This window comes from Thermosediminibacter litoriperuensis (genome assembly GCF_008124715.1).
In the GTDB taxonomy this organism is placed as follows: domain Bacteria; phylum Bacillota; class Thermosediminibacteria; order Thermosediminibacterales; family Thermosediminibacteraceae; genus Thermosediminibacter; species Thermosediminibacter litoriperuensis.
The window spans coordinates 14,981-33,436 of the sequence record NZ_VNHO01000024.1 but is presented as its reverse complement, the minus strand read 5'-3'; the positions used below and the strand labels follow the sequence as shown (position 1 = coordinate 33,436).

Genomic DNA, 18,456 nt, shown 5'->3' with positions numbered 1-18,456 from the left:
TTCTGATCTGCGACGAATGGGGCTATGTTCCTTTGGACCGCGAAGGAGCGCAGCTACTTTTTCAGGTGATTTCGGACTGCTATGAACGTCGCAGTGTAGTAATTACCACTAACCTGGAATTCAGCCGCTGGGCGAGCATTTTCTACGATGAGCAGATGACAGCAGCAATGATTGACCGGCTAATACACCACAGTTACCTATTGATCTTTGATGGTCAAAGCTACCGGATGAGGCAATCACTCATGAGGCAATTAAGTTAACATAAAAATTCCCCACCGGTGCCTGGGGAAAAACCTTTGCAAAAATGGGGAATTTCCTCTTGCAAAAAACATGCATTATACGCAGTTGATAACACTTTCTTTTCGCCTGCGATTCTATCATAATTTAGCAGTTTCAGACCATCATAACGGGCTACTAAGCGTTATTCGACAATATTTTCAAGATGCAACCTGCAGCGGCGTCAAACCTATTTTATGCGTAATATCCTCGATAAAACCCCGAAAGCCTTACAGAAAGAAATCCATACCAGGATAAGGCTAATTCGACCCCGGATGCCAAAACAGCAAGAATGTTACTAAGAGCCAAAGCTGCTAATGCTATGGATGTATTAGAAAAAGGTCTTGAAGATGCTATAGCAGTCTTGGAACTTCCTGAATGTTATTGAAAAAGACTTCGTATTATCAATAGTCTAAAAAAAGTAAATGAAAAAATTAGACAGCGTGAAAAGTAATCAGGATATTTCCCAACCGTGAATCAGCTATCCGCCTAATAAGAGCATTACTTATGGAAAAGGACAAAAAATGGGCTTCTGGCAAAAAGTATTTGAATATGGCTGAATACTTTGAGTGGCAAAAAGAAAACTCAAAAAAATTAAAGGAAAAGGTAGTTTCAATAAGATAACTTTATCCCCACCGATAACTATTCATAACCGCCGGAGGCCCCTGGTGTTAAGGACGAGCAAAGCCCGGCGCTAGCGTATCCTTGACGTCTAAAGGACCGAGACGGTATTATAGGCCAAGCGGTGGTGATAGAAACACTTGGTTCTAGCCAGAGGGATTTTTACAAAAAAATTAGACTTGATCTCATCAAAGGACTGGCAATAAATTTTAAATGGAAAAAATAATAAAAACCTATTCACTATTTGTTAAAAACAGAATTATAAAATAGCGCAGGTTCTCATCAGAAAAAGTATGGATTAGATAGCAAGTTTTTTGGGCTTTATCTGGATGTGTAATGGGTGAGATATTTGGGAAAACTCTCGGATGTGCAGTTCTAATAAAATCGGTAAAATTTTTTAAAAGGCCCCGGGTAACCGGGGCCTTGACACGATATATGTTTTTTAATCTTAGCCCAGCAGTTTCAGCACTGTCTGGGGCATCATATTGGCTTGGGCGAGCATGGCCGTGGCGGCCTGCTGGAGGATGTTCTGCTTCGTAAACTCCATCATTTCTTTCGCCATGTCTACATCGCGGATACGGGACTCTGCTGCAGTCAGGTTCTCAGCAGCAGTACCGAGATTGTTGATAGTGTGCTCAAGACGGTTCTGATAAGCACCAAGTTTGGCACGTTCTGCGGAAACTGTCTCAATTGCATCATTAATCGCTGTAATAGCCGAATCAGCAGCAGTTTGGGTAGAAATATCTATACCACCATTGACTGTTGCATCTCCACCGTTTGTTGCAGCAGAGCCAGTTCCGTCGTCAACTCCAAGCGAGTTAGCATCCATTGCAGTAATTGATAAAGTTAACTTTTGACCTTCATTTGCTCCAATATGGAAAACTAAATCAGCTGCACTAGCTACACCAGAAGTAGAATCTGCAGATCCATCTAAAAGCCGTTTGGTATTAAACTCAGTAGTATTTGCAATTCGAGTAATTTCTTGTGCTAATTGATCCACTTCTTTCTGAAGTTCTTGACGATCAACATCTGTATTGGTATCGTTCGCTGCTTGAACAGCTAATTCTCTCATACGTTGCAAAATGCTGTGAACCTCGTTAAGAGCACCCTCAGCGGTTTGAATCAAAGAAATTCCGTCTTGCGCGTTCTTTTGTGCCATTTCCAAACCACGAATTTGACCACGCATTTTTTCAGAGATAGCGAGACCTGCAGCGTCGTCACCAGCTCGGTTTATGCGCAATCCCGAAGAAAGCTTTTCCAAAGATTTGGCCATATACGTGTTATTAATCGACAATTGACGATATGTGTTCAATGCGCTGATATTATGATTAATCCTCATAAAACCATCCTCCCTGATTTTATTCCCCGCTTCCCTGCGGGAGTTATTTAATATGCTCATTCGGCCGGCCGGACCGAAATTTCTTTTCACCTATATTATCGAAATGTCTGGGGTAAATATTTAATCTCATATTTTTGGATATTTTGCCGTTCTCTTTATTTTTCTGGATATATATCCAACTTTTTAATGTTTATGGCATTTTTTCTGGGAAAGAGATTATTTTACACATTTCGATATTCTTTTTTATTTCTTTGCATACTAATTAAATATTTTTCAAGAATCTCATTCTTCGTAATATCTACCGCATACCGATTTTCTCCACTTATCTCCTCATAAAGCTCCGTGCGTAAAACTTTCATGTCCTTTGGGGCGGATATGCCGAGCTGAACCCGTTCCCCTTCGATATGGAGGATTTTAATGGTTATGTCTTTTCCTATGGAGATGCTCTGACCAGTTTTTCTTGAGAGTATCAGCATCCGGCACACCGCCCTTCCTGCTTTTGGGCGAGTGGGAGGGGGTGTTTTACTCGGTATTCGGGATTTTCGGCTATCATCTGGTCGGCTAGGCGGCGTGTGGGGTTCAATATTACGGGAGCCTTGAGGTTTATAGTGGCCTTCTGGATGTCAGCAGGCACAGTTATTACGCAGAGGACTACGGCATCTTCAATGTTCTTTACTTTTATGGTCTCTAGGTCGTCCTTAGAAATTTGGGGAACGTAGTCGGAATAAAAGGCGGTGGGGTCGGCCACCGGTAGCGATATGACCGGGTCGTCCACCGACTGCAGCCATTTAATGACATCGCTGCCGGGATGGTCTATGAGAACGAACCTTTTTAAATCCTCAAAGCCTATTATGCCACTTGGGAAATTTATTATCTTTTCTTCCCCCACTTCAATTTCGCCGAAAAATTTCGTTTTTATTTTCATTATGTTTTTCCTCCGGTTTTACCCTTCATATTTTTTTACACGGTTTTCTAATTCACGGAATAAATCTAAATATAGTGATTTTATTTTGTTGTAAATGGCCTTAGCTTCTTCCTCATCGTAAATATGAGAGGTTTTGTTTCTGTCAACCAGCATTTCAATCCATGCTTCTCCGTCGGATATTATCCCGGCTTTAAAACCTTCTCTTATTGCACTTCTCGGGCTTTTTGCTTCTATTCCCTCATATTCAAGGCAATCCTTGACAAGCTTCCACGCAAGCTCGAAAGTAAACTCAAACCTTTGGATAACTCCATCTATAATTATTTCATTGGAAGGCTCAATATTTATACCTTCTTCAAGCCTTTTTAAGGCTTTTTTAAAATCCTTTAACCTCTCGATCATTCTTTCTTTCATACACCAAAACCCCATCTCTTAAAATACTTTCCCTTAAGGAATCCTTCTTTAGTTTCTCGTAATGCACCACATCGAAAGACAAAACTGTATCTATTTCATCTATCTCATTCACCAGGAGGTTAAATTCTCTTTCCGATATATCTTCCGAAAAAACCGCAAGATCCACATCCGAGGTGTTTTTAAAATCTCTCCTTGCCCTTGAGCCGAATAGCAAAACTTTTTGCACGGCGGGATATTTATTAAATATTCTAGACAATTCTTTTAAAATTTTATCATCAATATAAATCTCTTTTCCTTCACCCTTTAAGTTTCCTGAAAGCATAAAAAACCAACCATCCTATATATTTTATCATTTCATAGCATTACAAAAATTAAATTCTAATGTCCATATACTCTCCTACTTTTACAGCTTTGATTTTTATATAAGGGGGTTTTTCCAAAAAGGGCTTTACCTCGGCATATTCGTAGGACACATCCAGCGGAAAGGGGTTTACGCTTACCTCTACGCAGCCCTCCTTCAGACTTACGTCTACTTTTCCTTCTCTAAAATGGATCTCGGGCGGGGTGCGGGGTATGAAATCCACGTTGAAGTCCTTTTCTGGAAAGGCGCTTAATTCTGTCAAATCCGAAATGGATATCCCCTTTTCTATGGCGCCGAGCGCATCGCCTTCTCTTACTATTTTTTCCACCGCCTGCCAGGTTAAATCCCTCGCTTCGTAAAACCACCGCCTGGAAAGTTCAGGCATATCGGCCAGGCCGATTTCGGCAAGGGGGGCTTCGATGTCTATCTTATCTATCCTCGGGTGCTCCACTTTTATATAGAGCTCTGGCGTGCTTTTCTTCAAATCGAAGCCGCCTGCTATATCCTTTTTTATTTCCATATTCCCCTTTTGATAGTCTATGCCGAGCTCTCCGAAGGAAAACTTTATGTCAAGGGTATATACGCGCATGAATGGCACCTTCCCAAAACCGAATAAAAAGCGGCCTATGGCTTTTAGCTTTAGGCCGGATTCAATATTTTACCTTAAAAAATCCACCAGGGTGGGCTGGATTATCCGTGCGCCTACGGCGAGGGATGCCCTGTATACGTTTTCTTCCATTTTCAGGTCCATTATGAGTTTCGCCACATCTACGTCTTCCGTTCTCGAAAGCAATTCCGTATAATCGATGTTATTGTATTCCAGTCTTGTCTTTGTGGCTTCAAGCCTGTTTATCCTGGCGCCTATCTGCGAGCGGTATTTTAACACTATATCGATGGCATCGTCCAGATTGCCAAGTTTCCCGGAAATCTCACCGGCATTGTTGCTTTGAATAGCCTTCTCTATTTCTTCTACAACTTTAAATATTTCCGAAAAAACTTCCTGTCCCGGAACGTTCACGGTCATGTTGTTCAGTCTTCCGATATTGTAATTGGTGGAATCCTGCGAAAGGATTATCTCAGCTGTGCCGTCTCCGGTTATGGGGTATTTGGAGAAGGCTAGGTAAAAATCACCTATCTGTATGTCCTGGTTTACCGGACCCGAACTCTGGGCAATTAAGCTTCCGCTCCCATCCTTTATTGCTATATTGGCTGTGGCTCCATCGTAACCAGACACTATTATTTCATACCTTCCTACGGTGACATTAGGCCCGAGTTGTGAGATATCAACTGTACCGGCTGTGATCCCGGTACCACTATCGCTTAGAACCTGCACCTTTTGGGGCTTTAAAAAATCATCTATTGCCTTTATACTTCCATCCGCACTGACATAAAAAGGCGCCTTGTCGGTGAAGTATCCGCTGAAGAGATACTTTTTGTTATGGCTCGCATTGGCTTCCTGCAGCAGCTGGTGTTTTAGCTGGGTTATCTCATCCAGCACCATTTCTCGGTCCTCGGCGGAGAGGGTATCGTTGGCCGCATATACGGTAAGCTCCCTTATCCGCTGAAGGATATCCCCGGTATTGGCCAAGGCGGTCTCGGTATTTTTAAGCCAGGTTATGGCGTCCTCGGCGTTTTTGGTGTACTGCTCTACGGTTAAGAGGGTATCGCGAAGCCTCATGGCGAGCGTGGCTGAAACCGGATCGTCGGAAGGCAACCGGACTCTTTTGCCTGAAGCCAGCATGTCCTCCTTTTTACCGAGCCTTCTCAAATTTTGGTTCAGGTTTCTAATAAAAGCTTCGGTTATCATTCCCTGGGTTACCCGCATCTACATCCCTACCTTCCGGTTATTCCCATGCGATTGACGACAATGTCCAGCATTTCATCGATGGCTGTCACCATCCTGGCCGCCGCGTTGTACGCATGCTGGAACATGATCATTCTGCTCATTTCCTCATCCAGCGAGACCGATGACACGGCTTTCCTCTGCTCATCCAGCTGGCTCACCATGAACTCCTGGCTCTCCGTCATGCGTATGGATTGTTGGGAATCGATCCCCAGCCTTGCAATCAGGGACCCGTAGTATTCGTCTAGCGTACTACTCTGCGAAAACAGTTTTACATACTTCAGATCAGCCAGCTTAAGTGCGTTGCGGTTATCGCCGGGAACCGCATCCGGGTCTTGAGCGGCGGCGATCAATTTCACATCTTTCAGTATGTTAGGGTTTACCGAGAGGATGCTGCCCGAAAGGGAATCATTATATATGAAGAAGTCTTCTCCTGGATCTCCCTTTAGGTCGTAGCCGCTTTTATGAATTTTGTTGAACTCCCCCGCCAGGGTTTGGGCAAAGGTCTTGATGGAATCAAGATATGTTTTTACTTTTTGATCCCTCAGTTCAAGCAAACCTTTCAGTTCACCCTTCGCTATGTTTACCGGAGTGTTATAAACCTGCCATTTGATGTTCGCCCCGTCGAAGGACATTATCTCGTAATCGTTGCCCTTCACCAGGATGGCGCCTCCCACGTTGACCGTGAAGACGCCGTTCTCATCTTCGTACGTGTTTATGTTTACCAGTTTCGACAGGTCGTCAAGCAACACGTCGCGCTTGTCTCTCAGGTCGCTGGCCGTGATGCCGGTTATTTCCATCTGCTGTATCTGGGCGTTTAGGTCTGCTATCTGGCGTGCCAGGGTGTTTACCTCGTCTACCTTCACGGAAATCCTGAAGTTTATGTCATCCAGCATTTCCGTGAGTTTGGTAGTCACGTGGTTCACGGTGTCGGCCAGGGTTACCGCCCTCTCCTTCACCGTTTCCCTTATTTCTATAGCCTCGGGGTTTTTGGAAAGCTCCTCTAGAGCCTGCCAGAACTGGGTCAGCACCGAAGAAACGCCTATATCGGAGGGTTCGTTGAACACCGCCTCCACCTGCCGGAGTATATCGGCCTGCACCGACCACTGGCCGAGAGACGAGTTCTCGTTCCTGTACTGCATATCGGTGAAAGTGTCCCTTATCCTGACGATGTCGGCCACCCGAACCCCGGTTCCGGCCTGCGCAGCCCCAGCAGCGGTATACATGCCGGCCCAGGGCTTGGTATAGGTCGCCTCCAATACGGGCCGCTGCCTGGAATATCCGGGCGTGTTGGCGTTGGCTACGTTATGGGATACGTTTTCCTGCGCCCTCTGCTGGGCAAAGAGCGCTCTTTTTGCGATTTCGATGCCAAAAAAGCCGGAATACAAAATAGTTCACCGTCCCGTCTACGCTCTTTTGTCGATCAGTCTGATGGTCTCCTTTTCCGCGGTTTTCCCGTCGGCACTGTAGCCGGTGCTCTGTTTGCCGGCCCCGGCCATGATTTCAAGAGAGTAATTGATGTATTCAAGAGCTCTTCGAATGAGCTTCTCGTTGATTTCATTCCTGTCGCGGAGTTTTGAGAGAACTTCCTTAAGTTCTCCGGATATCCTTTCAAGTTCCAGCTTTATATCTTCCGGGAGTTTCTCTGCCAGCCGGCTGACGGTAATTTCTTCTCCGGCAATGCCCGCAACTATTTTCATCCTCTCGTCTTCTATCCTGCCGAGCCTTACTATTAATTCCTGTTCTAAATCCGTTATCTCCCCCAGGGTTTTTACATCACCCATGACCAGGATATCCGTTTTTTTTTGCGAAAGCCCGAGCAGTTCCTTATAGATTTCTACTTGCTTTTTTATATTTTTAATAAGTTCATTGGCAACCCCCAAATAGTCCATAGAAAAGCCCCCGCTATATCAATTTTCCCCCCAGGAAATCCTCGATCATCTTCCCAGCTATTAGTCTTCCTTCAATATTGTAGGTGCCCTTTTCAATTCTTTCCTTGAGCAGCGCAACCTTTTCCTCCCATATTTCCCCGGTCTTCGAGGCAAGTTCAAGAGCTTTTCTTAATTCCACAGCATCTGATGAAAGGCTGATCTTGTCGGCCCAAGGCTTATCGCTCTTTTTTTCTGATTTTCTCTCGATTTCTCTGGCAGCGGTTTCGTAGAGTTTTATAACGCCCTCCAAACCGGTCCGGTTTATGTTCATGCGTAATCCCCTTTCGCGTAGGTTCTATATAATTTATCGCATAAAAAAAGCGCGCGAATGAGGCGCATATCCGGCGGTTTGCCGCAATTATTTTGAAATTAATCTGAAATTCTTTGTTTTTTGCCCGAGTTTCTCTATTTTTGATACCGGCTGAGGTGTATTCTACCTTTCATGTCTTCACCTTGATTCAGGGGGGTTTTGCTAAGGCCGAACCTCCTCTTCATTTCACCGGCGCATTTTTCACAGATTCGCCCGGTGAGAATGGGAGAACCGCACATTTGGCAGCGGAGTAGTATGTTCACATTTTCCTTTTTGAGGAGCAGCCGCCCTTCCCTCAAAAACTCCAGTATCTTTTTGGGAGAAACCCCGGTTTTTTCGGAAATTTCTTCCATAGTTGCGCCCGGAAATTCATAAAGGTAATCCTTTACCTTCCGAAATTCCTCCTCCTCTTTTGCGATGCATTCGGGACAAAGGTTTCTGGCCACGAAAACAAATACCTTACCGCACACCGGGCAGTTCCTAATCTCCACTCCATTCACCTCCAGTAATTACCCTCTTGCGGCGGTGAGCACGTAAACTCCGGCAGCCCCGGCTTTAAGCAGGGCCTTTGAACACTCGTCGGCCGTGCTGCCCGTGGTATAGACGTCATCGATGAGAAGCAGGGTCCTTTCCTTTATCGTGGAGCCGTCTTTTACAGCAAAAGCTCCGGCCACGTTGGCTTCTCTGCAGCGTTTTTCCAGAAGGCTCTGGTGTTCGGTCGGCCTTGCCCGGAGGAGCCCTCTGAAAACAGGTATACCGGTCTTGCTGCTGATTACATCAGCAAGCAGCAGGGACTGATTGAACCCCCTCTCCCGTTCCCTTTCCGGGTGCAGGGGAACGGCCGCCAGGTAATCGAAGGAAGGCCAGTTCTGCCTTTCCAGAGCCTCGAGCATCTTAAGGCCTATGAATTCGCTCAGGCGGCGCTCTCCCCGGTACTTATAAAGGTGTATCACCTGTTTTAGAACGCCCCGGTAAACGCCCCAGGCTCTTGCCTCCACAAAATAGCGGTCTTTACCGGTGCAGTCGGCGCATACTGCATTTTCCCAATCCAGCGGCCGGCCGCACTTTACGCAAACCGGAGGGCTTACCGGCTCCATCTTATCCCTGCACGACCCGCAGAGCAGTCGCTCACCCTGCGGCAGCCTGGAGCCGCATACAGCGCAAAAAGGGCTTTCAGGGAAAAGGGCATCCAATAAAAGGCCGGTTATTTTTTTGATTCCACCGTACAGCATAAATTTTTATACCTTCGTAAAACTTTTCATTTAAAATATACTTCGACAGATTTCTATTTTTCTCCTTCTTGATGAGGCAAAAAATACCTTTTGGTTTCACTTTTGCTCTGAGACTCATATTATTTAGTAGATTGATTTTTTCGAGAAAGCAGGTATGTTTATGAGGGATGAAATACAGAAAATACAGGAACTTTTCAACGAAGACGTATTTAAGAAAATCAACGTCAAAAGCAGTTCCGGCAACCCATTTGCCGTGATACTGCCGCTGATTACGCTTTTAATAAGCAAGAACGTTGCTTTTACTATAGAGTTTCAACCAGAAACCGTCAATAATTTCGCCACACTTACCATCACCATAACCCCGAGCCAGCGTGTCAGTTTTAGCGTGGAGTTTACAATTTGCAATCCGATTATAATTTGAAAAACCTACCCTCCGGGGCAGGCTTATAGCATTTCGGGGAATATCAGGCCGTAATCCCCATCTTTTCTCTTGTAAACCACGTTTATTTCGTCGGTTTCAGCATTGGTGAAAACGAAGAAATTGTGCCCGAGGAGGTTCATCTGCAGTACCGCCTCGTCTATGCTCATCGGCTTAATCGCAAATCTTTTAATCTTGACAACCTTTGGCTCATCTTCTTCGGCGATTTCGCCCTCGGCCACAGCGCCGTTTTTGGCGGAATTCTTCCGCAGGGCTTTTGTAAGCTTCGTTTTGAATTTTTCAATCTGCTTTTCCAGTTTATCCACAACCAAGTCTATAGAGGAATACATGTCCTTGGTCTCTTCTTCGCCTCTCAGTATCATATCGTTCACGGGTATCGTAACTTCCACAATATGCCTGTCCTTTTCTACGTGAAGCGTCACCTGGGCCTCCAGGTTATCGTTATTTAAGTAATTGAAATGCCTGCTCAATTTTCCTATCTTTTTTTCAGCGTATTCTTTCAGGGCCGGAGTAACTTCAAAATTCTTGCCGCTTACCGTTACTTTCATAACAGATGCTCCTTTCTGTTTTAATATTCTGTAATTATAATTATATCAGCAATCCTGCGGGAAATCTACCGGGGATTTCCCAATATTATCCCACTTTAAAGCAGCTGTTGCCCATAAATTCTCGGATTATTGAGGTAGCCGGTATTTCCCATTCTTCTTCCAGAGGTTCGAAGTACTCCAGCAGCTTCAGAAGATACCCGGCCGTCACGTATTCCGGGTGCTCGGGCTTTATTTCCTTCAAAAGCGGCTCGGCGTACTTCTTCCACACCGCAAGCTCGTAGACCAGGGCCGAGTTGAACATCACGTCAGCCTCTTCCTGAAACGAGAAAATATACTTCTGGGCCCCTTTTTGAACCGAAGGCCACATGGCTATGGTTCTTCTGGCGTCGGCCCCGCGGCAGCGGCTGTCCCGGACGATGCGCCTGAGGAGCCTGGTGTCTGTGGTGGAGATGTAGTTGTGATTGTCTATGGACAGCTGCGTAAGGGCACTGACGTAAATTTTGAACTTATCCTCCTTCGGGATGGCAAAGGTGAGGTTCTCGTTGAGGGCGTGTATACCTTCAACCAGGATGGGCTGATCTTTTTCGATCTTGACGGGAATCCTTTGAAATTCCCTTTTTCCGGTAATGAAATTGTACTTGGGCAGGTACACCTCCTTGCCTTGTATTAAAGCAGCGAGGTGCTGGTTGAAAAGTTTCAGGTCTATAGCTTCCAGAGCCTCGAAATCAGGTTTTCCATCGCTGTCCAGCGGCGTTTTATCCCGTTCTACGAAATAATCGTCCAGGGATATGGATATGGGCCTTAACCCGTTGACCCTGAGCTGTACCATCAACCTCTGAGCGAAGGTGGTCTTGCCGGACGACGATGGGCCCGCGATCAGTATCACCCTGAGCATATCTCTGTTTTCGTAAATGGTGTCGGCTATTTGAGCTATTTTCTTTTCGTGGAGCGCTTCGGCAATTCTTATAATTTCTCCGGCCCGGCCGGAGGTTATATAATCGTTTAACGCCCCAGCATCGGCAACTCCCAGGATATGGGCCCATCGCTCGGATTCCCTGATTGCCTTAAAAAGCTTAGGCTGTTCTTTAAAGGGAAGTAGCCCGGTCGGGTTTTCCCGGCGAGGGTGCTGCAGGATTATACCCGGCAGGTAAAACTTCAGCTTGAACCACCGGACGTATCCGGTGGACGGCAGGAGATAACCGTGAAAAAAGCCTTTCAAGCCGTCGAGTTCATATACGTCCACGTAGTCTTTTTTAACGTATTTCAACACTCGTACCTTATCATCCCATCCCATTTTCTTGAACTCGATCGCCGCATCCTCGACGGCCATTCTTCTTTTAACTATAGGTATATCCTTATCGACCAGTTCCTGCATCCTCTTTTCTATCGATTCCACGTCGTCTTCACCGATGGGTTCCTTCCAGTACACTTCACAGTATATCCCATCGCCTATGGAGTGCTCTACGTGCACCCGGCTGCCGGGCAGAACATCGCTGCAAGCCTTTATGAAAACAAAAACGAGGGTTCTCGCGTAAATCCTCATGCCGGCTTCGGTGGAAAGATCCAGAAATTCTATATCAGCATCGCCGGTTAAGGTATGCTCCAGGTCGTAAACCCTGTTTCCCATGACAGCAGCGGCTACAGGCGATGAAAAAGCCTCCTGAACTTCCCGGGATATCTCGAGGAAGGTAACGGGACCCTCGTAAGACCTCTCTCCGACGCCTTTAATAAAAACCCTCAAAATCAGTCACCCGCCCTTTGGGAAAATAAGAAATAATCCGTTCATGATTATTATAACGTAACACCAGCCAAAAAATACCTGTACCAGAAGTTTTACCGGCTTGCTCCCCCGCCGCCGCTGGAACCTCCTCCAAAACTTCCGCCTCCGCCGCCGAAGCCTCCTCCAAAACCGCTCCCGCCACCGAAACCTCCACCGAATCCCCCTCCGCTGAAGGGGCCCCAGAAAGGCCCGTGGTCGTCGAAGGGCCACCGGTGTGCTGCTCTCCTGCCTCTGCTCGTGATGATAATTGCAGCGACGATAAACACTAACATGGCAAGTATCAGATCAAAAGGTATGCTTTCTTCCCGGACATAAACGGAGAGATCGGAAAGCTCACCCTGTTCCAGATCGAGGCCGTACTCCCGGGCGACTTCGGCCGCAACGGCCATGAAGGTATCCGCTATACCTCTGGAGAATTCCCTTTTTTCAAAAGCGGGCAGGGCATAAGTGTCGAGGATCCACCCGGCCTTCCCATCGGTTATCGTCCCTTCAAGGCCGTAACCCACCTCTATGCGAATCCGGCCGCTCCTTTCAGCCAGCAGGTTCTCTTTATTCACCAGGATCAAAACACCGTTGTTCTTCTCCCTGTCCCCTATGCCCCAGCTCCTGAAAAGCGTCAGGGCATAATCTTCTATCGTCCTGCCTGCCAGGTCGTTCACCGTCACCACTACCACCTGGGCTCCGGTTTTATCGTCTATAGCTTTCGCCACTTCCCTCATCCTCGCCTCATCGGCTTGGTCTATTAGGCCGGCGTGATCGTACACGTACAAAAGGTCCGAAGGCCGGGCGGGGACGGGCTCGGCAGCCCGGGCGGCCGGCAAAAATCCTGCAAGGCACATTACGGTGGTTAAAACCATAAAAAGAATTGATAAAACGGATTTTTTCGTATCCATTTTTATTAGTCTCCTTTTTTGCCAAAATCCACCTTCGGCGCCTGCAGGGCTCCCTCTTCAGCTTTGAAGTATTCTTTTTTATCAAAACCCATAAATCTGGCGATGATAATCGTCGGGAAGCTGCGTATTTTACTGTTGTACCTCTGGACGGCGTTGTTGTAGTCCATTCTGGCCACAGCTATCCGGTTCTCGGTGCCCGCCAGCTCGTCGGCCAGCTGCCTGAAGTTGGCGTCGGCTTTCAAATTAGGATAGTTTTCCACAATGGCCAGCAAACGCGATAGGGCGCTGGAAAGTTCGGCCTCGGCCTGGGCCTTTTCCGCCACGGAGCCGGCGCCTATGAGTTTTTCGCGGGCCCTGGTAACCTCGGTGAATATCTCCTGTTCGTGAGCCGCGTAACCCCTCACCGTTTCCACCAGATTCGGAATCAGGTCGGCTCTTCTCTGGAGCTGGTTTTCCACCTGACTCCACTTGCTGTTTACGTCCTCCTCTGCGGTCACAAGGCCGTTGTAGCCGCCGAAGGCGTATACCGAAAGCATCACGAGTATCACGGCCATGGCGAAAATCGTGGTGGTTGCTCTATATTTCAAAGATGACCCCCCTAAATATATTTTTGATACATTAATTATACCATCAATTTATCGCAGGTGTACTTATTATAATCTTTCAATTGACAAAAATATTCGATCATAATATAATCATGAGTAGTAATAATCATTCATATATGAGCATTTTATATCTCAAAATCTTTCATAAACGATCACAATGGGGGTAATCGATTTGTTTGCCGAAGAGCGCAGATTAAAAATCGCCGACATGATCAAAAATACCAAAAGCATAACCGTTTCGGAACTTGCAAGGACCTTTGGTGTATCCGAATCCACTATAAGAAGGGATTTGCAGTTTCTGGAAGATCAGGGCTACATCCAAAGGACCCATGGAGGGGCTATCCTGCAGCACTCTCACTACGAACCAACGTATTTAGAAAAGGAATCCAAAGAGGCTGCCTCAAAGAAGGAAATCGGAATACTGTCCTCCAAACTGGTAAAAGACGGCGATACCATTCTCCTCGACTCGGGCACTACCACTTTGAGCATAGCAAGAAATTTAAAAGGCAAGAGGATAACTGTCGTGACCAATTCCCCCGTAATAGCGATGGAACTTTTTACGGACGAGGATATCGAAGTAATTTTGGTCGGCGGTATATTCAGAAAAGAAACGAGGGCCCTTGTAGGCCCCATTGCCGAGAAAAACTTAAAAGAATTCAAGGTTGACAAAGCCTTCATCGGAGCCAACGGCGTCGCCCTAGATGGCATTACTACCCCCAATATAATAGAGGCCACCACAAAAAGGGTTATGATTGAAATATCGTCGCAACCCTATATAGTTGCCGACCATACTAAATTCGGAATTTCGACTTTTGTAAGATTTGCGAACCTTTCAGATATCGCCGCTATCATAACCGACCGTAACGTAGACCTAAAATGGGTCACATCCTTTGAGGAAGCAGGAACCGAAATCATCCATCCGGAGAAAGGGTGAAGCCATTGATCGTAACTGTTACTGCCAATCCAGCTTTAGACAGAACCATCATAGTAAAAGACTTTAAAATAGGAAAGATAAACAGAGTCATAAGGTCGCGGGTTGATGCCGGAGGTAAGGGCATAAACGTAGCCAAAAATGTAAAAGCTCTTGGCGGTGATGCGGCGTGCCTCGGATTTCTAGGCGGCGATGATGATTTTATCGTCAAATACCTGGAAGCTCTGGGGATTGCCGCTGATTTTACCGTCATACAGAACTCGATCAGGGTAAACATAAAACTCATCGACGAGAATTCGTCGACATTTACTGATATCAACGAGCTCGGACCGGAAGTTAATTTTCGGGAAGCGAGAGCTCTGATAGAAAAAATCAAATACTGGGCTCTCAGGGCTCGCGTACTGGTGCTGGCAGGCAGCCTGCCCCCCGGGATCGAAAGGGATTTCTACAGGGAGGCCATTTTAAGCGTCCGCGATTCCGGCGCGAAGGTCATCCTCGACGCCGAAAACGACGCGCTCAAATACGGCATCGAAGCCGCCCCGTATTTGATAAAACCTAACATCCACGAACTTTCCGGGCTGGTCGGAAAGAAACTAAAAACCCCTGAAGATATAATCGCGGCAGCACTGCCTCTTATAGAAAGAGGCGTTGAAGTAGTATCGGTATCCATGGGACCCCGGGGCAGCCTGACCGTCACCCGGGATAGGGCATACTCAGTCCCGCCGTTGGACGTGGAAGTCAGGAGTACCGCTGGAGCCGGAGACGCCATGGTGGCCGGTTTCGCCCTGGCCCTGGAAAACGGCCTGGATATAAGGCAGGCGGTGAAAATGGCTTCTGCTGCAGCGGCTTGCGCAGTTACCAGGGAAGGCACCCAACCTGTAGACGTTAAAGTCTTCAGCAGCCTTATCGATAAAGTGAGAATAACGGAAATCCACATCTGAAAGGAGATAGCAATGAGAATCAGAGACATTCTGAACAAAGATTGTATCGACCTTAATCTCAAAAGTACCGATAAAGAATCAGTAATAAAAGAGCTGATTTCTCTTCTGGTGAACCGCGGCTTGATCGCCGATAAAGAGGAATTCTTCCACGCTGTATGGGAGAGAGAAAAAACCTATACTACGGGTATTGGGATGGGCATTGCTATTCCTCACGGCAAAAGCAAATCTGTAAAGAGGGCTGCGGTAGCTTTCGGAAAGTCTGAAAGGGGGATAGATTTTGACTCCCTCGACGGCAAGCCGGCTCATTTATTCTTCCTTATAGCCGTTCCGGAAGAATCCCATGACCTTCACCTGGAACTTATTAGCACCCTTTCCAGGAAACTAATGCACGAGGAGGTGAGAAGGGCGCTCAATGAGGCTGACACTCAGGAAAAGGTACTTGAAGCTCTGAGTGTTGACGTGCGGGTAAATTAACTTTTAGGGGGGTATCAGATGAGTAAAAAAATTGTGGCGGTAACGGCATGCCCTACGGGAATCGCCCATACCTACATGGCGGCCGAAAACCTGTCGATAGCTGCTAAGGAACTGGGGATAGATATCAAAGTCGAGACCCAGGGTTCCGTAGGTATCGAGAACAAGTTATCTGAGGAAGACATAAAGCAGGCGGATGCGGTTATAATCGCCGCCGCCACTAAGGTCGACAGGAGCAGGTTCCAGGGAAAGCCAGTGCTGGAAGTACCGGTGGAACAGGCTATTAAAGATGCCAAATCCCTTATAGAAAAAGCGTTAAAAATGGAGAAACCGGCCGGTTACGTGGAAAAGATCGAAGAAATTCATAAGGATAGGGCAGCCTCCCGGACGGGAGCGTACAAACACCTTATGACCGGCGTGTCCTACATGATCCCGTTTGTAGTCGCCGGTGGCATCCTCATAGCTATATCCTTTGCTTTCGGTATAAACGCTTTCCAAAACCAGGGGACCCTGCCGGCCGCTTTAATGCAGATAGGTGGAGGCTCGGCCTTCGCACTTATGATACCCATCCTGTCAGGGTTTATTGCTTATTCCATCGCCGACAAACCAGGGCTCGTACCCGGCATGGTGGGCGGTATGCTGGCAGTTAGCACCGGTGCAGGTTTCCTGGGAGGTATAATTTCCGGTTTTCTTGCGGGATATACGGTAGATTTCCTGAAAAAGAGCATTAAGCTCCCTAGGACTCTAGAAGGCATCATGCCCGTGCTCGTGCTGCCGGTATTATCCTGTCTCATAGTCGGCCTTCTCATGATTTATGTAATAGGAACCCCTATAAAATCAATAATGACGGTCCTGACCAACTGGCTGGCGGGCATGAGCAAGGCCAACGCCGTGCTGCTGGGGTTGATCCTGGGCCTTATGATGGCCTTCGATATGGGCGGCCCGGTCAATAAAGCCGCCTACACCTTCGCCACCGGCCTTTTAGCGTCGGAAATCTACGCCCCTATGGCCGCCGTCATGGCTGCCGGCATGACCCCTCCCCTTGGGCTGGCTCTCGCGACTTTAATCGCTAGGGATCGCTTCACAGAGGATGAAATAGAGGCGGGTAAAGCTGCATGGGTACTGGGTATTTCCTTCATAACCGAAGGGGCGATACCTTTTGCAGCTGCCGATCCCCTGAGGGTCATACCTTCTATTATGGCGGGTTCTGCGGTAACCGGAGCCCTGTCCATGCTCTTCGGAGCAACTTTAAGGGTGCCGCACGGTGGTATTTTCGTACTGCCCATTCCCAATGCTGTCGGAAACCTGCCGATGTACGTGGTGTCGATAATTGGGGGTACCGTTGTAACGGCTCTGATGGTAACAGCTCTAAAAAAGAAGGTCGCTAAGTAAGCAAGGGAGGTCAGCGTGACCTCCCTTTTGCTTATTATTTTTTATTTATAAGGGCTGTAACCACATCCCAAAAATACTGTATACATATATGCGCTTTCTGAAGGATTTTGTAGTAAATTGTATAATTAGCGTTACTTGTCTAATAAAATTAAAATAAACCAAATTAACCGACAAAATGTGAAGGAGGTTTGAAGATGGGTAGGAAGATACTGGCATTGCTGACCGTAGTGTTGCTGGCGGCCGTTTTTGTAGCAGGCTGCGGTGGCAGCAACACCGGAGGACAGAGCTCCGGAGGGCAGAAATTCATCAACATAGCAACCGGTGGAACTTCAGGTACCTACTACCCTCTCGGCGGAGCTCTGGCCGAAATCTGGAATAAAAACATCCAGGGCGCCAACGCCACCGCTCAGAGCACCGGCGCTTCGGTGGCAAACGTAAACCTCTTAAAAGATGGTAAAGCCGAAGTAATTTTCGTGCAGAACGACATCGCTTATTACACTTATAACGGCACTGAGATGTTCAAGGACAACAAGTACGAGGACATAAGGGGGCTTGCAACTCTCTATCCCGAGACTATCCAGATCGTTACCAGAGCCGATAAGGGGATCAAAGCCATCGCCGACCTTAAGGGCAAGAAGGTGGCCGTGGGCGCCGCGGGCAGCGGCACCGAAACCAACGCCAGGCAGATCCTCGAAGCTGCCGGTATAACCTATAACGACATTCAGGTTCAATACTTAAGCTTTTCCGAAGCCGCCAACAACCTGAAGGACGGCAATATCGACGCAGCTTTTGTTACGGCTGGATACCCAACGGCAGCGATTCAGGATATTGCCGCCCAGCACAAGATAGTGCTCATACCCCTTGACGACAAGACCGTCGAAACCCTTATCTCCAAGTACCCGTTCTATACCAGGACGGTAATACCCGCTAACACGTACAGCGGCCAGACGGAAGACGTGGTGGCGGTATCGGTTAAAGCCATGCTGGCAGTAAGTGCCAAATACGACGAAGATATGGCATACCAGATGGTCAAAACCATGTATGAAAACCAGGAACGCTTAAAAGCGGCTCACAAAAACGGTGAGCTCATAACGCCCGATACCGGCAAAGAGGGTATGTCCATACCGCTTCATCCCGGAGCCGAAAAATACTTCAAAGAGATCGGCAAATAGCTGAAGGAGGGGTTTTCGAGCATTGGAGCAATTCC

At 47.2% G+C, this 18,456-nt stretch carries 23 protein-coding genes and 1 pseudogene; 8 read left to right on the top strand and 16 right to left on the bottom strand.

The window, feature by feature from the left end:
- Nucleotides 1–260, top strand: a 260-nt coding sequence (locus LZ11_RS09640; protein WP_170240355.1) for an ATP-binding protein, incomplete at its 5' end; no start/stop codon positions are given.
- 365 nt (nt 261–625) lie between these two features.
- Nucleotides 626–900 (top strand): annotated as a pseudogene (locus tag LZ11_RS13185) (transposase); the annotation flags it as partial.
- 445 nt (nt 901–1,345) lie between these two features.
- Here the strand turns inward: LZ11_RS13185 and hag are convergent.
- The 12 genes from hag to LZ11_RS09570 form a co-directional block, all read right to left on the bottom strand.
- Nucleotides 1,346–2,236: a flagellin Hag gene (gene hag / locus LZ11_RS09625; RefSeq protein ID WP_148867675.1), complete on the bottom strand. Its 891-nt coding sequence runs from the start codon at nt 2,234–2,236 to the stop codon at nt 1,346–1,348.
- A 221-nt stretch (nt 2,237–2,457) separates the two neighbouring features.
- On the bottom strand, nt 2,458–2,712 hold the full coding sequence (csrA, locus tag LZ11_RS09620; RefSeq protein ID WP_148867674.1) for a carbon storage regulator CsrA: 255 nt from the start codon (nt 2,710–2,712) through the stop codon (nt 2,458–2,460).
- Complete coding sequence (gene fliW / locus LZ11_RS09615; RefSeq protein WP_246110787.1) at nt 2,706–3,161, bottom strand: flagellar assembly protein FliW; 456 nt, start codon at nt 3,159–3,161, stop codon at nt 2,706–2,708. The genes csrA and fliW overlap by 7 nt, the downstream gene beginning before the upstream one ends.
- Before the next feature lie 18 nt (nt 3,162–3,179).
- Entirely contained in the window at nt 3,180–3,572 is a 393-nt protein-coding gene (locus LZ11_RS09610; protein ID WP_148867672.1) for a nucleotidyltransferase substrate binding protein, read from the bottom strand.
- Nucleotides 3,535–3,894, bottom strand: coding sequence for a nucleotidyltransferase domain-containing protein (locus tag LZ11_RS09605; protein ID WP_148867671.1), 360 nt, complete (start codon nt 3,892–3,894; stop codon nt 3,535–3,537). The genes LZ11_RS09610 and LZ11_RS09605 overlap by 38 nt, the downstream gene beginning before the upstream one ends.
- A 49-nt stretch (nt 3,895–3,943) precedes the next feature.
- Nucleotides 3,944–4,522, bottom strand: coding sequence for a DUF6470 family protein (locus LZ11_RS09600; protein WP_148867670.1), 579 nt, complete (start codon nt 4,520–4,522; stop codon nt 3,944–3,946).
- A 69-nt stretch (nt 4,523–4,591) separates the two neighbouring features.
- On the bottom strand, nt 4,592–5,758 hold the full coding sequence (gene flgL / locus LZ11_RS09595) for a flagellar hook-associated protein FlgL (protein WP_148867669.1): 1,167 nt from the start codon (nt 5,756–5,758) through the stop codon (nt 4,592–4,594).
- An 8-nt stretch (nt 5,759–5,766) separates the two neighbouring features.
- A complete protein-coding gene (gene flgK, locus LZ11_RS09590) occupies nt 5,767–7,164 on the bottom strand; it encodes a flagellar hook-associated protein FlgK (protein ID WP_148867668.1) in 1,398 nt (465 codons plus the stop codon).
- 18 nt (nt 7,165–7,182) lie between these two features.
- Nucleotides 7,183–7,668 carry a flagellar protein FlgN gene (locus LZ11_RS09585; RefSeq protein ID WP_148867667.1) on the bottom strand — a complete coding sequence of 162 codons (486 nt, stop codon included), beginning with the start codon at nt 7,666–7,668 and terminating at the stop codon, nt 7,183–7,185.
- A 13-nt stretch (nt 7,669–7,681) separates the two neighbouring features.
- Entirely contained in the window at nt 7,682–7,978 is a 297-nt protein-coding gene (flgM, locus tag LZ11_RS09580) for a flagellar biosynthesis anti-sigma factor FlgM (RefSeq protein ID WP_148867666.1), read from the bottom strand.
- A 134-nt stretch (nt 7,979–8,112) separates the two neighbouring features.
- Nucleotides 8,113–8,508 (bottom strand): TIGR03826 family flagellar region protein, encoded by a 396-nt coding sequence (locus tag LZ11_RS09575; protein ID WP_148867665.1) that lies wholly within the window; start codon nt 8,506–8,508, stop codon nt 8,113–8,115.
- An 18-nt stretch (nt 8,509–8,526) separates the two neighbouring features.
- Nucleotides 8,527–9,249, bottom strand: a complete 723-nt coding sequence (locus LZ11_RS09570) for a ComFC family protein (RefSeq protein WP_148867664.1) — start codon at nt 9,247–9,249, stop codon at nt 8,527–8,529.
- A 160-nt stretch (nt 9,250–9,409) separates the two neighbouring features.
- On the opposite strand from LZ11_RS09570, the gene LZ11_RS09565 reads away from it, so the two are divergent.
- Complete coding sequence (locus tag LZ11_RS09565) at nt 9,410–9,670, top strand: hypothetical protein (protein ID WP_148867663.1); 261 nt, start codon at nt 9,410–9,412, stop codon at nt 9,668–9,670.
- 23 nt (nt 9,671–9,693) lie between these two features.
- On the opposite strand, the gene hpf is transcribed toward LZ11_RS09565, so the two are convergent.
- The 4 genes from hpf to LZ11_RS09545 all read right to left on the bottom strand — a co-directional run bounded on the left by hpf (nt 9,694) and on the right by LZ11_RS09545 (nt 13,463).
- Entirely contained in the window at nt 9,694–10,236 is a 543-nt protein-coding gene (hpf, locus tag LZ11_RS09560) for a ribosome hibernation-promoting factor, HPF/YfiA family (RefSeq protein ID WP_148867662.1), read from the bottom strand.
- Between the two features lie 85 nt (nt 10,237–10,321).
- Nucleotides 10,322–11,977 carry a nucleoside kinase gene (locus tag LZ11_RS09555; RefSeq protein ID WP_148867661.1) on the bottom strand — a complete coding sequence of 552 codons (1,656 nt, stop codon included), beginning with the start codon at nt 11,975–11,977 and terminating at the stop codon, nt 10,322–10,324.
- A 92-nt stretch (nt 11,978–12,069) separates the two neighbouring features.
- Entirely contained in the window at nt 12,070–12,909 is an 840-nt protein-coding gene (locus tag LZ11_RS09550) for a TPM domain-containing protein (RefSeq protein WP_148867660.1), read from the bottom strand.
- A gap of 5 nt (nt 12,910–12,914) precedes the next feature.
- Nucleotides 12,915–13,463 carry a LemA family protein gene (locus LZ11_RS09545; protein WP_148867677.1) on the bottom strand — a complete coding sequence of 183 codons (549 nt, stop codon included), beginning with the start codon at nt 13,461–13,463 and terminating at the stop codon, nt 12,915–12,917.
- A gap of 202 nt (nt 13,464–13,665) precedes the next feature.
- On the opposite strand from LZ11_RS09545, the gene LZ11_RS09540 reads away from it, so the two are divergent.
- The 5 genes from LZ11_RS09540 to LZ11_RS09520 all read left to right on the top strand — a co-directional run bounded on the left by LZ11_RS09540 (nt 13,666) and on the right by LZ11_RS09520 (nt 18,421).
- Nucleotides 13,666–14,448 carry a DeoR family transcriptional regulator gene (locus tag LZ11_RS09540; RefSeq protein ID WP_148867659.1) on the top strand — a complete coding sequence of 261 codons (783 nt, stop codon included), beginning with the start codon at nt 13,666–13,668 and terminating at the stop codon, nt 14,446–14,448.
- Between the two features lie 5 nt (nt 14,449–14,453).
- Complete coding sequence (pfkB, locus tag LZ11_RS09535; RefSeq protein WP_148867658.1) at nt 14,454–15,386, top strand: 1-phosphofructokinase; 933 nt, start codon at nt 14,454–14,456, stop codon at nt 15,384–15,386.
- A gap of 12 nt (nt 15,387–15,398) precedes the next feature.
- Nucleotides 15,399–15,860, top strand: a complete 462-nt coding sequence (locus LZ11_RS09530; protein ID WP_148867657.1) for a PTS sugar transporter subunit IIA — start codon at nt 15,399–15,401, stop codon at nt 15,858–15,860.
- Between the two features lie 18 nt (nt 15,861–15,878).
- The gene (locus LZ11_RS09525) at nt 15,879–17,249 is read left to right on the top strand and encodes a PTS fructose transporter subunit IIC (protein ID WP_148867656.1); all 1,371 of its coding nucleotides are present in this window, start codon (nt 15,879–15,881) and stop codon (nt 17,247–17,249) included.
- Nucleotides 17,250–17,443: 194 nt separating this feature from the next.
- Nucleotides 17,444–18,421: a TAXI family TRAP transporter solute-binding subunit gene (locus LZ11_RS09520; protein ID WP_148867655.1), complete on the top strand. Its 978-nt coding sequence runs from the start codon at nt 17,444–17,446 to the stop codon at nt 18,419–18,421.
- Nucleotides 18,422–18,456 lie beyond the last annotated feature (35 nt).

Excerpts from the sequence above, each read along its gene's own strand:
- hag (WP_148867675.1), bottom strand. The coding sequence starts at position 2,236 with ATGAGGATTAATCATAATATCAGCGCATTGAACACATATCGTCAATTG.
- csrA (WP_148867674.1), bottom strand. The coding sequence starts at position 2,712 with ATGCTGATACTCTCAAGAAAAACTGGTCAGAGCATCTCCATAGGAAAA.
- fliW (WP_246110787.1), bottom strand. The coding sequence starts at position 3,161 with ATGAAAATAAAAACGAAATTTTTCGGCGAAATTGAAGTGGGGGAAGAA.
- LZ11_RS09610 (WP_148867672.1), bottom strand. The coding sequence starts at position 3,572 with ATGAAAGAAAGAATGATCGAGAGGTTAAAGGATTTTAAAAAAGCCTTA.
- LZ11_RS09605 (WP_148867671.1), bottom strand. The coding sequence starts at position 3,894 with ATGCTTTCAGGAAACTTAAAGGGTGAAGGAAAAGAGATTTATATTGAT.
- LZ11_RS09600 (WP_148867670.1), bottom strand. The coding sequence starts at position 4,522 with ATGCGCGTATATACCCTTGACATAAAGTTTTCCTTCGGAGAGCTCGGC.
- flgL (WP_148867669.1), bottom strand. The coding sequence starts at position 5,758 with ATGCGGGTAACCCAGGGAATGATAACCGAAGCTTTTATTAGAAACCTG.
- LZ11_RS09585 (WP_148867667.1), bottom strand. The coding sequence starts at position 7,668 with ATGGACTATTTGGGGGTTGCCAATGAACTTATTAAAAATATAAAAAAG.
- flgM (WP_148867666.1), bottom strand. The coding sequence starts at position 7,978 with ATGAACATAAACCGGACCGGTTTGGAGGGCGTTATAAAACTCTACGAA.
- LZ11_RS09570 (WP_148867664.1), bottom strand. The coding sequence starts at position 9,249 with ATGCTGTACGGTGGAATCAAAAAAATAACCGGCCTTTTATTGGATGCC.
- LZ11_RS09565 (WP_148867663.1), top strand. The coding sequence starts at position 9,410 with ATGAGGGATGAAATACAGAAAATACAGGAACTTTTCAACGAAGACGTA.
- hpf (WP_148867662.1), bottom strand. The coding sequence starts at position 10,236 with ATGAAAGTAACGGTAAGCGGCAAGAATTTTGAAGTTACTCCGGCCCTG.
- LZ11_RS09550 (WP_148867660.1), bottom strand. The coding sequence starts at position 12,909 with ATGGATACGAAAAAATCCGTTTTATCAATTCTTTTTATGGTTTTAACC.
- LZ11_RS09545 (WP_148867677.1), bottom strand. The coding sequence starts at position 13,463 with ATGGCCGTGATACTCGTGATGCTTTCGGTATACGCCTTCGGCGGCTAC.
- LZ11_RS09530 (WP_148867657.1), top strand. The coding sequence starts at position 15,399 with ATGAGAATCAGAGACATTCTGAACAAAGATTGTATCGACCTTAATCTC.
- LZ11_RS09525 (WP_148867656.1), top strand. The coding sequence starts at position 15,879 with ATGAGTAAAAAAATTGTGGCGGTAACGGCATGCCCTACGGGAATCGCC.
- LZ11_RS09520 (WP_148867655.1), top strand. The coding sequence starts at position 17,444 with ATGGGTAGGAAGATACTGGCATTGCTGACCGTAGTGTTGCTGGCGGCC.